We start from the raw sequence: 13810 nt of genomic DNA on the forward strand, positions 1-13810 counted from the left end.
CGGAGAATAACCCTGTCCCGGAAGCTGCAACTATATACATATCAGAAAAACCGGGCCGCATTGCGGCCCGGTTTTTTCTCGCTTTCGCAGGAAAAGCACTATATTTGCGGAGTATAACCAAACGCAAATCCTATGGAGCACAATATACTCATACCGCTGCTGCTGACACTCGGAGCCGGCCTGGCCACCGGCATCGGCAGCGCCATCGCTTTCTTCGCACGCCGCACCAACAAACGGCTGCTGGCGTTCTCGCTCGGACTGTCGGGCGGCGTGATGATTTACGTATCGTTCGTCGAACTGTTCCAGCAGGCGCAAATCTCCCTCTCGGCCGAATGGGGCGCACGGATGGGCATCCTCGTCACTGTGGCGAGTTTCTTCGCGGGCATCCTGCTCATCGGCATCATCGACCGGCTGGTTCCCTCGTTCGAAAATCCGCACGAGGCACACATGGTCGAGGAGATGGACAAGCAGCCCCGCAACCCCAAACTGATGCGCATGGGCGTGATGACGGCACTGGCAATCGGCATCCACAACTTCCCCGAAGGCATCGCCACGTTCGCCTCCGCCGTCGACAACATGGCGCTCGGCGTCGCAATCGCCGTCGCAATCGCCATCCACAACATTCCGGAGGGCATCGCCGTATCGATTCCGATTTACTACGCCACGGGCGACCGCAAAAAAGCATTCAAACTCTCGCTGCTGTCGGGCCTCGCGGAGCCCGTCGGCGCCGTGCTGGCCTACCTGGTACTGATGCCGTTCATGTCGCCGACGATGATGGGGTGCATCCTCGCGGGGGTGGCGGGCATCATGGTCTTCATCTCAATCGACGAACTGCTGCCCGCGGCCCGCGAATACGGCGAGGCCCACATCTCAATTTACGGCGTCGTGGCGGGCATGGCGCTGATGGCCGTCAGCCTGATTATGCTGGCATGAGGCAGATGAATCCGCGCCGCCCGATTCCGGCACAGGACGCCCCCGCTGCACGCCGGTACACTTCCATGCCGCAAAGCGGAAAAACCGATACAACAAACTCATAATATGGATATTCTACTGCTGCTCGTCGGTCTGGGACTGATCCTCGCCGGCGCAAATTTCCTGACGGACGGCTCGGCCGCCGTCGCACAGCGTTTCCGCGTCCCGGAATTCATCATCGGACTGACGATCGTTGCAATCGGCACCTCGACTCCCGAGCTGGTCGTTTCGGTTCTTTCGGCCGCTGCGGGCAACAGCGACATAGCCATCGGCAACGTCGTCGGCTCGAACATCTTCAACGTATTCGTCATCCTGGGCATCTGCGCCCTGATCCGCCCCCTCGCCCTGACGGCCAGCAACATCCGCCGCGACATTCCGTTCGGCATGGCCGCGTCGCTCGTCCTGCTCGCCGTCACTTCCGACAGGTTCATGGGCACAGGGGGCACGGACAAAATCGGCCGCCTCGACGGCCTCGTCATGCTCGCACTCTATATCGGGCTGATGTGGTTTACGATACGCGCCACCAAACGCTCCGGAGCCGAGACAGGCACGTCCGACACCAAGAACGCCAAAAAGCCCGCGGCCCTGTGGCTGTCGGTCGTGATGATAGTCGGAGGCCTCGCAGGCCTGGTATTCGGCGGGGAGATGTTCCTCAAAAGCGCCACGGCCATCGCCCGGTCACTGGGCATCAGCGAGTCTATCATCGCCATCACGCTCGTAGCGGGCGGCACGTCACTCCCCGAGCTGGCCTCGTCCGTCGTATCGCTGCTCAAAGGCAAAGCCGAAATGGCGCTGGGCAACGTCATCGGCTCGAATATCGCCAACATCCTGCTAATCCTGGGCGTCAGCGCGACAATCCATCCGCTGACAATGGGCGGAATCACGCTGAAGGACATCCTGATGGTGGTGTTGAGCTCGCTGCTGCTGTTCGTAACGGCGTTCACATTCCGCAAAAAGCAAATCGACCGCTGGGAGGGTGCGATTTTCCTGGCGATATACGTCGCCTATATCTGGTACTTGATTAAGTAACGGTCGATCAGCCGCGGTACGGCATAATCGCCCAGCGAGGCTGTCGGCACGGAGGGGAAATCCACTGCGCCGGACACTTCGATGCGATGGAACACCGCATGCAGGGTCTGGTGCGAAAGCTGGTGCTTCGGCACCGCGACGCTCCGCACGAGGTGCAGGTCGCTGCCGGCCAGCAATTCCCGGAAGGGCTTCAAAGCGGAAAGTTCCGCAAAGTCCACGGCCCTGTCCGTTTCGATAAGCGGAAACTCGTACAGCCCCTGCCAGATATCGCGGCTATCGCGGCGGTGCAGCAGCGTCCTGCCGCCGCACGTTATGTGCAGGTAATTGAACCAACGGTCGCGCACCTTTGCCTTTGCCTGCTTGACGGGTCGTGCAGCCACAGTTCCGGCCGCCAGTGCCAGACATCGCCGCGCAAGCGGGCACTCCCCGCAGCGGGGATTCGACGGCGTGCACTGCAGGGCCCCGAAATCCATGATTGCCTGGTTGTAGAGTCCCGGACGGGCGGTATCGAGCTGCGTACGCGCCAGCTCGGCGAACGCGCGCTTTCCGGCTGTGGTGTCGATGGGAATATCGATTTCGAAAAGCCGCGCCAGCACACGGTATACATTGCCGTCCAGCACGGCACACGGTGCGTCGTAGGCCGCAGAGCAAACGGCTGCAGCCGTATAATCGCCCACGCCGCGCAGCGAACGCACCTCCCCGAAGGTCGCGGGGAACACACCCCCGAACCGCTCCACGACCTGCCGTGCAGCGGCACGGAGGTTTCGCGCACGGCTGTAATAGCCCAGCCCCTGCCACTGTTTGAGCACTTCGTCCTCGGGTGCTGCGGCCAGGGCGGCAATGTCGGGGAAGCGTTCCGTAAAGCGGAGATAGTATTCCATGCCCTGTGCCACGCGCGTCTGCTGGAGAATCACCTCCGAGAGCCAGATAAGGTAGGGATTGCGCGTACGGCGCCACGGCAAATCGCGTCCGCAGCGGGCGTACCAGTCTATCAATATGTCGGAAATGTTCTCCATCTTTCAGGTGCAAAAGTAACATTTTTCCCGTTTGGGAACTATATTTGAAAAAGGAATCGCAACATCAAAAAACTACGGTTATGGAAGAGGAACACAAACTGGTGGACAACGCCGCGGAAAAACGCTACGAATTCAATCTCGGCGGCGGCATTGCCATGGTCGAATACATCAAGGCACAGGGATTCATGGTACTGACACACACCGAAGTACCCGAGAAATACGAAGGACAGGGCATCGGCGCCGAATTGGTGCGCGCCGTACTCGAAGACGTCCGCGCAAAAAAGGTACAGATCATCCCCCAGTGTCCTTTCATCGCGCAATACATCTACCGCCATCCCGAATGGGCGGATGTCGTGCTGAAAGAGGTTCCCGCGAGGAAAGAATAAAAAAGCAAGAACAATGAAACCCGCCTGACAGCGGGTTTCATTGTTCAGAAGTCGTCCGTACGGAACGGCACGAGGGGCAGTTCCCGCAGATTGGCGATGTTGCCCGGCATGAAATCGCGGAACCCGTATCGGACGGCTACCGGCTCGGCCACCTTGCCGGAGGATACGACCAACTGCAGTTTCCTGCGGTCGACCGCCACGTCGGCCGGATGGAATACCCGGTCGGGGCCGCAGATTTCGAATCCCCGGATGTCTTCCATACGGCTGAATCCGTCCTTCGCATGCGTGAACGTCAGGTAAGCCTTGCCGTCACGCACCTCCATCGACTCGTACCGGGGGCTTTCGCAGGCGATATTGCCGTATCGGTAGGTTTTGTTGAGCGCCATATACGCCAGCCTCTGTCCGACATCCCGCTTGTTGCAGGGATGGATATTGGTCGCCTCGTACGGCTCAACCAGGTCGTTCGTACAAATCACCCCGCTGTTGGGGATTATCTCGCTCGCTTTCCACTGCGCCTCGCGCAGGTAGGCGGCGCAGTTGTTGTTGTAGCTGAACGGAGCAATCTCGACGTAGTAGAAGGGAATGTCGCCCTGCCCCCACAGGCCGCGCCACAGCGACACCATATTGGCCAGCCGCACGGCATAATCCGCATACTGGTTCACATTCGACTCGCCCTGGTACCACAAAAAGCCGCGAATCGTATATCCGGCCAGCGGGTGCAGCATGGCGTTGTACATCACCATCGGGCGCAGCCAGTCGGTCATGGTCGCTATGGCCTTCTCCGAAAGGTCGACATCGGGATAGGTTTCCAGTATTTCGCGGTTCGTCCAGCTTTCGACACGGGTTCCGCCCCAGGTGCAGTCGACGATGCCGACAGGCACGTCCAACACGTCGTTGAGCATCGCGGCAAAGAAATAGCCCGTAGCGGTGAATCGGGGAGCCGTTTCAGCCGTGCATTCGTTCCACTTCCCGGCAACCCGCTCCTGCGGGGTGTATGTCGCCGTCAGGGGGACTTTCACGTAGCGGAGTTTACCGCGCCGGGCGCCGGCACGGGCGATAACCTCGTTCGCCCCGGCGACCGGACAGTTGTTGAATCCGCCGAGCGGCATCTCCATGTTGCTCTGTCCGGCGGCGAACCACACCTCGCCTACCAGCACATTGTCCAGCGTCACCCGCTCACCGCTGGTGATCGTGATACGCTGCGGTTCGTAACTGCCGGCCGGAGTCTTCACCACGGCAACCCAACGGCCTTCGGCATCGCTTTCGACCGTGCATTTTCCGCCCCAGGAGGTTTCAATCCGCACGGCGGTGCGGGGATTGGCCCATCCCCACAGGCGGGCTTCGGCATTCTGCTGGAGCACCATACCGCTGCCGATAATCTCCGGCAGCTCGACTTTGGCCGCAGCGCTCCATACGGCGGCAAGACAGGCGAGTAAAAGAAATATTCTTTTCATTTCCAATGTGTAAATTTTCACAAATTTACAACTTTTTCCGTCATCGTCCTCCCCCTGCCTGCTTCAAAATCCGCCTTGCTATAATATAGGTATCGATTTTTTTCGAAAATTTCCGGTTTGAAATTTGGTTTATTTTATAAACTACTTTATATTTGTAATATATTTATAAGCCGACAACGGCATTTAAACGCATAACGACTATGGAACTTCTGGAAAACACCTCCGACAAACGCCGCCTTTTCGGCCGCTGGTTCACCCGCCGCATCACGACCTACGCGGTCGTCTGCGCATTCCTGGCATTCGTCAACTGGCAGACTTCACCCCACTGCTGGTGGGTAGCCTGGGTCGCCGCGGGCTGGGGCCTGAACCTGATTCTTTCGCTCGTATGGTACCTTACGGACTGCGACGATGAAAACAATTACCGTTAAAAACACCCGATTATGAAAATCCTGCAACTCCTGCTGGCCATCGGTTTCGCACTGGCATCCATGGCCGCATCGGCCAAAACGCTCGAAGTCACCGTATCGGACATCCGCAGCGACAAGGGCAGTATCCTCGTCATGGCAAAGGCCGCCGGGCAGGAGCAGCCCGTCTACGGCATGGCCGCCGCAAAAACGGGCAAAGTCGCCGTAACGCTCGAAGGCATCGACGCCGAAACAGCCGAAGTTTCGCTCTTCCACGACGAGGACGGCGACTACAAAATGAAAATGGGCGAACGCGGCCCCGCCGAGGGATACGCGACCCAAAAATGCAGGCTTGCCGCAGAACGGAACACCGTGACGATGAAGCTCTGCTATCCGTCCGAAACGAATGAATAGCCTTATGCTGCGCCTGCCCCCGTCCGTCTGGCATGCCGTCCTACCGGCAGCAGCACGACACACCGTCCACGACCTTCCGGCAGAGGGCGCAGGCACCCCGCCAAAGGCGCGGAACTGTAAAAAATAATTCGTAACTTTAGCTGCGCAATCCACCATTTCGGATAGACGACAGCCCGAGCAGCAAAACGAAAACACCGCTATGGAAGATAAAAAATTAGACGCCGCCGAGAGCTTCGCGCTCATCAGCCGCATGATCGAAAATACCCGCAGCCGCATGGTGCGCAACTCCGGACGGCCGTTCCTCATATGGGGCTATACGACCGTTGCCGTCACAATCGCCGTGTGGCTCGCCGTATGGCGGACACAAAACCCGCAGTGGAACATTCTCTGGGGCGCACTTCCCTTATTGGGTGCGCTGCTGATGTGGCTCACGCGCGACAAGCAGGCCGAAGGCCGGGTATACACGTTCGTCGACCGGGTAATCAACAAAATCTGGCTGGTCATAGGGCTGTCGGCCTGGTTCGTCGGCATGCTGGCCATGTTCGGCGCGACCCGCATACCGATTCTTTTCATCATCCTGCTGCTGATGGGTATCGGGACCACCCTAACCTGCCTGATTATCCGGTTCACACCGGGTGTTGCCGGCGGCATCGTCGGTATCGCCCTCGCGCCCGTCATGCTCCTGGTCACCGGAGGATGGGTGCCGGGACTCTTCATCGCAGGTTTCGCGGCGATGATGATCGTTCCGGGACACATCCTGAATTACAAATCGAACCACCCGAACGAATAGCCTTATGGAAGAGAAGAAACTATCCGAAAAAGAGGCTCTCGACCTGATAACCGGCACGCTCGAAGCGCGGCGCCACAAGCTGCATTTCATGCGCAGCACGCTTTTCTTCGGCGCCGGCCTGCTGGCCGTTGCCATCGCCACAGCGGATTTCATCGTCCGCCGAACGACCGGCAAAGATATAACGCTGGCGCTCGTCCTGGCAGGAATAGCAGCAGGAGCGGCGGCGCTCGGCTTTTATTACCGGAAACACCGCACGGTCACGGCCAACGACCGGACGCTCATGAACGTCTGGTGCTATGCCCTCGGCGTATGCCTCTATACCGCGGCTTACGCCACCACGGGCGACGAAATGCACCTGCCCGCCATGGGACTGCTCACCCTGGGTGCCGCCATTGCTACCGGCGTCACAGGCGAACTGTTCCGACGCAACGAAGCCAACAAGTCCAACCAAAGCGGTTCGCTGGTCGGACTGTTGTTCACCAGCATTTCGGGCGCATTTCTCGCAGCATGGATTTTCCGGGCTGCCGCTGTCGGAGAAGCCGTCATACAGTTTATCCTCACCCTCGCAGCCGCTGTAATCCTGTTTTTCGGAACGGGTTTCGTACTGCGCTACAACGAACGCCGCGACCGTGTTTAAAGAACTGAATCCCCTGCTCCATTCCGAACTGCGCCTGGCGGTGATGTCGATCCTCATCGGAGTCGAGAGCGCCGACTTCGTCTTTATCCGGCAACAGACCGGGGCGACGGCTGGCAACCTCTCGGTACAGCTCGACAAGCTGGCCAAAGCGGGTTATATCGAGATTGAAAAGACATTCCGCGGAAAGATGCCCTGCACCATCTGCCGCATCACGGACACGGGACAGGACGCCTTCGCGGAATATGTCGCGGCGCTGCAAACCTACATCCGGAAATAGCCCGCCGCAGACTTACGCCCCGCCCTCCGGCGGGGCTTTTTCACCAGGAGGAACTACATCGTACAGAAGAACGTCACCAGAAAAGGGACGCTGAAATCGAGCATGCAGCCGTGAAAAATCGACACCACGGCATAGGGCTTTCCGGCTGCCTGCGTGATGATGGGCAGCGTCGTGTCGAACGTAGTCGCCCCGCCGATCGAAACCGCAGCCAGGGGGCCGAACCACCGGGCCACCAGAGGCGCGGCCAGCAGTGTGAACAACTCGCGCATCACGTTGCACAGCAGGGCCACCGTTCCCAGCTCCGCACCCCGCAGGTCGGCGATAAAGATACTCGACAGGGAGTAATAACCGAACCCGGCGCCGACGGCCAGCGTATCGCCCACACCCAGCGGCTGGAGAAGAGGGGTCGCAAGGGCAGCCCCGGCCAGCGTTCCCCCGGCCGTCATCACGGGCAGCAGCGCCAGCCGCGGATCGAGCCGCCGGACGCGTCCCGCGAGGGTCGTGTCGTTACCGAGCGTGACGCCCACACAGAACATCAGCACATAGAGCACATAGCTGCTGGCGCGCGAACCCGCAACATCGAACGGCACGACGGCCCAAAGTCCTGCCACGCATCCCGCCACGAAAAAGGCGATAATCACCAGACTCCCTTTCAGGGCATTCCCTACCGAACGGGAGCCTACGGGTCCGTCGCCCTGCGCAACGGCGTTTCCTGCAGTGCCCGCCCCGGCCGCAACGGCTCCGCGTCCCCGGACACAGCGCCACAGCAGCCACGATGCGCCGATGCTTCCCGCGACGGAAAACACGAAAATCACGAAAGCTGTGCGGCCGAGAATCGCCATACTGCGCGCGACGGCGGGGTCGGAGCCGACCTCCAGCCCGAGCAGGAACAACAGCAGCCAGATGACAACCGTAATCGCACGGCTGACGAAGGCGAGGCGCCAGCTTGAAAGCAGGCGCCCCGTGACGATTCCTCCGATAATGACGGCAAAGATAACAAGCATTCCCTACTGCTGCTTTGCCGTGAGTTTTTCGATTTGCCTGTCGGCCTCGGCAGCCAGTTTGTCGGCCTGTTTCTTCGCTTCGTCGACCAGCTTGTCGCCGGCCTTTTCGGCGGCCAGTTTGGCAAGGGCGCCCTTCTCCTTGGCGGCGTCCACGAGTTTGGCACGCTGCGCCTCGGCGGCCTCGACGAGCTTATCACCCGCCCGTTTGGCCTCCGCACGAAGGTTGTCCGCCTGCTTTTTGATCTCCTCGCCGAGCGACTCGCTGCCCGTGAGTTTCTGCACCTGCTGGTCGATAACGTTCTTCACGGCCTGCTGCGCGGCTTCTTTCACGCCGAGCGTAATCTTCGGCGCCGAGAACGTACCGCCTATGCCGACGTCGATCGACTGCAGGATACCGCCCGTCGAGCCGGACGGCAACGCCACCCGGGCCGTATAATCAATCGTCTGGTCAAGGCCCGTCGAGCCCGACATGTTGATTTTTATATCGCCCATTTTCAGGTCGAAAGGCTGCGTGGTGATGCGCCCGTCGCGGATGGCGAAACGGATGGCGACATCCCGGGCTTCGATTTTACGCAGTTTGTCGTTATCGAGCGCTTTGGCCAATGCATCGAACGCTTCGAGGTTCTGTATATGGATGTTGGCCGACTTGATTTCGCCCGTGGCGTTAATCGACTGCAAGTCGGGTGACATCTGCCCGTCGAGCGCGGCCGTCATGTCGAGCGACAGCGAATAGTCGCCGCCCGTCTTGGCAAACAGCGGCACGAGTTTCTGCACCATCTCCAGTTCGTCGAAAGTTTTGGAGAACGAGGCCCCCGAAAGGCCCAGCGCCAGTTTGAGCGCGGGATGCTGCGGGTCGGAGGTCGAGTAACTGCCCGAAGCAGTGCCCGAACCGCCGAAAAGCTGCATGCGCAGCCGGTTCAGCGACAGCACGCCGCCGGCCACGCGCATTTCGCCCGCAACGGCCCCGATGGTCATCTTCTGGAACAGGACTTTCTGCAGCTCGGTATTGAGCGAGAGGTTCAGGTTGCGCGGCATCTCGAGCACCTGCACGGGCGCTGCCGGTTCGGCAGGCTCGGCCTCCTCCGGGGTCTGCTCCGAAGCCGGCACGGCATCCATAATCTCGTTCAAATCCAGCAGGTCGGATTTCACATAAAGACGGCCCGACAGCACATCGCCGCGCAGCAGGTAACCGATATAACCCGACAACTGGCCGTTGGCCGCCAAATCGCTCCGGCCCACCGTAAGGCCGAACTCACCGAGGGTCATCGAAGCGGGCGTAATCGTGGCCGCGGCACGGCGAATCTGCACGGCAGGCAGTCCGGGCATCGTCAGCCCGAGTTTCTCGACGACGAACGTACCCGCGGCGCCTATTTGTTCGTAGCGGCTTTTTTCCACATCCGACATCCGGCCCGACACTTTCACATCGGCCGTAATCAGGCCGCTCAATTCGACGCTCTTTTCAAGGGGGTACACCTCTTTCACAGCCCCCAAATCGACACGTCCGTCGGCTGCGGCGCGGAACACCGGGTCGCTGACGAGGTTCGTGGCGTAGGCCGACGCCGAAAGGGAGTTGCCCGCCATGCGGAGGGTGAATTTCGAAAGGTCGACCTCCGTTTTATCCATCACGCCGCCGGGATTGGCGACCCGTACGGCTATGTTGATGCCGTCGACCGCCTTGGGCAGCGACGAATACTGAAAACTGCCGTTGCGCACCTCGGTTTTCAGTTCGAATGCCGGAAGCGCCGGACCCCGCATTTCGCCGCGGGCCCAAAGAGCCATCGCAAGCTCGCCGCTGGCCGAAAGGTTGCGGAAATCGCGGGTGTAGAAGGCCGGCACGAGCGAAAGGACATCCTTGAACTGCACCTTGTCGCAGCCCGCCGTAAGGTCCATGGCCACAGCGTCGTCTTTCAACTGAACCCAGCCGTCCAGCGCCACTTCGATGGCATTCAGGCGCAGGCGGTTGTTCGAAAAGGTAAAGCGGTTGTTCTTCAAATCGGCCGCAATCACGGCATTGAGTTCCGCCTCGGCGTCGCTCAACAACGGCACCCCGCCCGACACCAGGCGCAGTCCCCCGGCCGTCAACCGCAGGTCGAGATCGGTTTGGTCGGCCGACATATCGCCCCGCAGGCGCAGCGAAAGGGGTGTCGCCACGAAACGCATGCCCGTCGAGTCGTCCTCGTAACGAATCGTGGCGTCGCCGATGCGGAAATCACGCACCGAAAGGCGGAACGACGAGGGTTCGTCCGCACCGGACTCCTCTTGCGCGGGCGCCTCACCCGGGGACTTCACAATATCCCAGTTAACACGTCCGTCGGCCAGTTTATGCGCATGCAGCGCAGGCTGGGCAAGGATAATCTTCGACACCTCGAACCCCTCGTCGCCGAAAAGCGACATCAGGTTCACGACCACCGAAATACGGCGGGCCGCAACAATCGTATCGCCGCCGAACGGCTCCACACCCACGACGGTCAGCCCCTTCAGTTCGAGCGATGCGCGGGGAAAATGGCGCAGCAGGCTGATGTCCAGCTTCTCGAAATCGAGCCGGGCATCGAGCATATCGTTTGCCTCGCGTTTCACGATTTCGGCAATCTTACCCCGCAACACCATCGGCGCCACGATAGCCACCACCACGAAAACGGCCACGACAATGGCCACAATCTTCACGAATTTTTTCATCTCTTATCTGCTTTTAAGGCAAAAACCGTGGTTTCCGCCTCTTCGAATCCGACTTTACGGTAGAGCGCCCGGGCTGCCCCGCGCGCCGGATTGGAGGTCAGCATCACCCGTCCGGCCCCGATGCGGGCAGCGTGCTCCACGGCAGCCCGTACGAGCGCTTCACCCGCACCGCACCCGCGTGCCGCGGCGTCGACCACCACATCCTCTATCCACGCCTTGCGGCCCGAAGGTGCGTCGTACCACGCAAGGGTCAGCACCCCGGCAATCCGCCCGTCGGCAACAGCCGCCAGCAACACCGTCCGATCGTTTTCCACCACGCGCCGGAGTGCCTCGCGCGAAAGTGCACCCAGCCGCGGCGAAAGCTGCGGCATCAGCCTTTCGAACGCCTCGACGAGTGCTTCGGAAACCTCCGTAACCTGCCCTATTTCGACTGCCATACTGCCTGTTATTTCCGACAAAGTTAATCTTTTTTCCGAAACCCCGACTTTTTGCACGAATCCTTGCGGCGTTCTTCCGAAAAAAGATTACTTTTGCATCGCATCGGTTCCCGCAGCGCCCCGGAAAGGCGCAGGGGATTAAAAGGGAATGCCGTGAAAACCGGCAACAGTTCCCGCTGCTGTGAGTTACGCAACATGATCCGGCACTCTTTGGCCACTGTCCCCCGGGACGGGAAGGCGCCGGAACGGTAACAAGTCAGAAGACCTGCCGATGTCGTTCAACCATTATGCACCCTGCGGAGAATGGGGAGGCAACAAGTCGACACGTCACCAACACACGACACGTTCCGCTCCGCCGCAGATTTTTCGAATCCGATGAAACAGGGTTTACGACATACGGCGGTTTTGTGGGCCTGCGCTGCATGCTGCTGCGCCTGCATGGATTACGGGCCGCTCGAGGAGGAGCCGTTCGCCAATCCGCAGCGCGGGGTTTTCATCACTTCAGAGGGCAATTTCGGCTGGGACAACGCGTCGCTGTCGTTCTACGACCCCACGGCGCGGAAAGTCGAAAACGAAATCTTCATCCGCGCCAACGGCATGAAACTGGGCGACGTGGCGCAGTCGATGGCCCTGCACGGCGGCCGCGGCTACGTCGTGGTGAACAACTCCGGCGCGGTATACGTCATCGACCCGGCGACGTTCCGCGTCACGGGGCTGATCGAGGGCGTCGTATCGCCGCGCTACATCCATTTTCCCAACGACACGACGGCCTACATAACCGATCTCTACGACCCGCGCATTACGGTAATCGACACCCGCACCAACCGCATCCGCAACCGCATCCCCACCAACGGCCACAAGTCGACCGAGCAGATGGTGCAGTGGAACGACGAGGTTTTCGTCAACTGCTGGTCTTACGACGACAAGATACTGGTGGTGGACGCCGCCCGCGAACAACTCGTCGACTCGATTCAGGTCGGGCCGCAGCCCTCATCGCTGGCAATAGACCGCAACGGGAAAATCTGGACCGTAACCGACGGACGCACGGCCGGCGTCCCGGCGGCGCTCTACCGCATCGACGCCGCATCGCGCCGCATCGAACAGACATTCGCGTTCCCCCCGGGCGACCACCCCTCGTCCGTAACGCTCAACGGCACCCGCGACACGCTTTATTTTATCAACCGCGACGTATGGCGCATGCGAATCGACGCCACATCGCTGCCTGCGACGCCTTTCCTGCCTTACACCGAAACGATTTATTACGAAGTGGCGGTCGACCCGTACACGTCGGAGGTTTATGTGGCCGATGCCATCGACTACGTGCAGCACGGCGTGGTTTACCGTTTCACGGCGCGCGGGGCCGCCGTCGACACGCTCCGCGTGGGCGTCACCCCCGGAGGCTTCTGTTTCAAACCGTAAAAACACTTGGAAAAATGAAAAAATACGCATTTCCGTTTGCGGCGCTCCTGCTCGCCGCCTGCAACTCCGGCGAGGAGATCACCACCACCGAAATCATGGAACCTGTCGCCACAATCATCGAGTACACCCCCGCACCGGGACAGTTCATCAACGGGACACTGGGCCGCTTCGACGACGTCGACACGCCCGACAAGGCATGCCGGTACGTCGAGAAGCGCTTTGCCGCGAAAGAGTGGGTTTCGCTCGGCGGCTGGGGCGGCTATATCGAGGCTGCGTTCGCCGAACCCGTACCCAATACGGGCGGTTACGATATTTACGTGCTGGGCAACTCGATGGACACCTCGTCGGAACCGGGCATCGTATGGGTCGCACAGGATGCCGACGGCGACGGGAAACCCGACAAGTGGTACGAACTGAAAGGCAGCGAGTACGACCATGCGAACACGATTCGCGGCTATGAGGTCACCTACACCCGTCCCGCAGGCGACAACCAACCCGTCGCATGGACGGACAACCAGCGCAACAGCGGCGAAATCGAGCGCATCGACGAGCACAAGCAGGCCACCTATTATCCGCTCTGGATTGCACAGGACGAGCTGACGTTCACGGGCTCCCGGCTGCCGGACAACGTCGAACGAGTCGGCGACTTATGGACGGCCAAGGCCTACATGTGGGGATACGCCGACAATTATTCGACCATCGACCGCAAAGGCATGGCCAACCGGTTCCGCATCAGCGACGCCGTAACGCATGACGGCGCACCGGCCAACCTCATGCAAATCGACTTCATCCGGGTGCAGACGGGCGTGAACGCCCAGGCGCCGCTGATCGGCGAAATTTCGACCGAGGTATGCGGCCTCGGCTGCTACCGTACCGTAACGAAAAGCAATTAACC

General features: G+C 60.2%; 15 protein-coding genes and 1 riboswitch. Of the genes, 10 read left to right on the forward strand and 5 right to left on the reverse strand.

The window, feature by feature from the left end; genetic code table 11:
• Positions 1-132: 132 nt before the first annotated feature.
• Together zupT and QZT71_RS03465 are read left to right on the forward strand one after the other, a co-directional pair.
• On the forward strand, positions 133-933 hold the full coding sequence (gene zupT, locus QZT71_RS03460; protein WP_295912480.1) for a zinc transporter ZupT: 801 nt from the start codon (positions 133-135) through the stop codon (positions 931-933).
• A 105-nt stretch (positions 934-1038) separates the two neighbouring features.
• A complete protein-coding gene (locus QZT71_RS03465) occupies positions 1039-2001 on the forward strand; it encodes a calcium/sodium antiporter (RefSeq protein ID WP_295912485.1) in 963 nt (320 codons plus the stop codon).
• On the opposite strand, the gene mutY is transcribed toward QZT71_RS03465, so the two are convergent.
• Positions 1977-3017, reverse strand: a complete 1041-nt coding sequence (mutY, locus tag QZT71_RS03470; RefSeq protein ID WP_295912486.1) for an A/G-specific adenine glycosylase — start codon at positions 3015-3017, stop codon at positions 1977-1979. The two genes, QZT71_RS03465 and mutY, sit on opposite strands and share 25 nt — an antisense overlap.
• 80 nt (positions 3018-3097) lie before the next feature.
• Between mutY and QZT71_RS03475 the strand changes: the two genes are divergently transcribed.
• A complete protein-coding gene (locus QZT71_RS03475) occupies positions 3098-3403 on the forward strand; it encodes a GNAT family N-acetyltransferase (RefSeq protein WP_295912488.1) in 306 nt (101 codons plus the stop codon).
• A 44-nt stretch (positions 3404-3447) separates the two neighbouring features.
• Here the strand turns inward: QZT71_RS03475 and QZT71_RS03480 are convergent, their stop codons facing one another.
• A complete protein-coding gene (locus tag QZT71_RS03480) occupies positions 3448-4857 on the reverse strand; it encodes a sialate O-acetylesterase (protein ID WP_295912491.1) in 1410 nt (469 codons plus the stop codon).
• Positions 4858-5057: 200 nt separating this feature from the next.
• Between QZT71_RS03480 and QZT71_RS03485 the strand changes: the two genes are divergently transcribed.
• From QZT71_RS03485 to QZT71_RS03505, 5 genes are all read left to right on the forward strand, one after another.
• Positions 5058-5285, forward strand: a complete 228-nt coding sequence (locus QZT71_RS03485) for a 2TM domain-containing protein (RefSeq protein ID WP_295912493.1) — start codon at positions 5058-5060, stop codon at positions 5283-5285.
• A gap of 12 nt (positions 5286-5297) precedes the next feature.
• Positions 5298-5675, forward strand: coding sequence for a DUF2141 domain-containing protein (locus tag QZT71_RS03490; RefSeq protein WP_295912495.1), 378 nt, complete (start codon positions 5298-5300; stop codon positions 5673-5675).
• A 199-nt stretch (positions 5676-5874) separates the two neighbouring features.
• The gene (locus QZT71_RS03495; RefSeq protein ID WP_295912496.1) at positions 5875-6465 is read left to right on the forward strand and encodes a hypothetical protein; all 591 of its coding nucleotides are present in this window, start codon (positions 5875-5877) and stop codon (positions 6463-6465) included.
• A 4-nt stretch (positions 6466-6469) separates the two neighbouring features.
• On the forward strand, positions 6470-7102 hold the full coding sequence (locus QZT71_RS03500; protein WP_295912498.1) for a hypothetical protein: 633 nt from the start codon (positions 6470-6472) through the stop codon (positions 7100-7102).
• Positions 7095-7379, forward strand: a complete 285-nt coding sequence (locus tag QZT71_RS03505) for a transcriptional regulator (protein WP_295912500.1) — start codon at positions 7095-7097, stop codon at positions 7377-7379. The genes QZT71_RS03500 and QZT71_RS03505 overlap by 8 nt, the downstream gene beginning before the upstream one ends.
• A 53-nt stretch (positions 7380-7432) precedes the next feature.
• Here QZT71_RS03505 and QZT71_RS03510 read toward each other — a convergent pair whose 3' ends face one another.
• The 3 genes from QZT71_RS03510 to QZT71_RS03520 are packed head-to-tail and all read right to left on the reverse strand — an operon-like array spanning position 7433 to position 11496.
• Positions 7433-8383: a lysine exporter LysO family protein gene (locus QZT71_RS03510; protein ID WP_295912501.1), complete on the reverse strand. Its 951-nt coding sequence runs from the start codon at positions 8381-8383 to the stop codon at positions 7433-7435.
• 3 nt (positions 8384-8386) lie between these two features.
• Positions 8387-11059, reverse strand: a complete 2673-nt coding sequence (locus tag QZT71_RS03515) for an AsmA-like C-terminal region-containing protein (protein ID WP_295912503.1) — start codon at positions 11057-11059, stop codon at positions 8387-8389.
• A complete protein-coding gene (locus tag QZT71_RS03520; protein WP_295912505.1) occupies positions 11056-11496 on the reverse strand; it encodes a GNAT family N-acetyltransferase in 441 nt (146 codons plus the stop codon). Before QZT71_RS03520 ends, QZT71_RS03515 begins: the two co-directional genes overlap by 4 nt.
• An 87-nt stretch (positions 11497-11583) precedes the next feature.
• A riboswitch (cobalamin riboswitch) is annotated at positions 11584-11784 on the forward strand.
• Positions 11785-11871: 87 nt separating this feature from the next.
• Between QZT71_RS03520 and QZT71_RS03525 the strand changes: the two genes are divergently transcribed.
• Together QZT71_RS03525 and QZT71_RS03530 are read left to right on the forward strand one after the other, a co-directional pair.
• Positions 11872-12915, forward strand: coding sequence for a YncE family protein (locus tag QZT71_RS03525; RefSeq protein ID WP_295912507.1), 1044 nt, complete (start codon positions 11872-11874; stop codon positions 12913-12915).
• 14 nt (positions 12916-12929) lie between these two features.
• Positions 12930-13808 (forward strand): hypothetical protein, encoded by an 879-nt coding sequence (locus tag QZT71_RS03530; protein WP_295912510.1) that lies wholly within the window; start codon positions 12930-12932, stop codon positions 13806-13808.
• Positions 13809-13810: the final 2 nt, after the last annotated feature.

Source organism: uncultured Alistipes sp. (genome assembly GCF_902388705.1).
Taxonomy (GTDB): Bacteria; Bacteroidota; Bacteroidia; order Bacteroidales; family Rikenellaceae; genus Alistipes.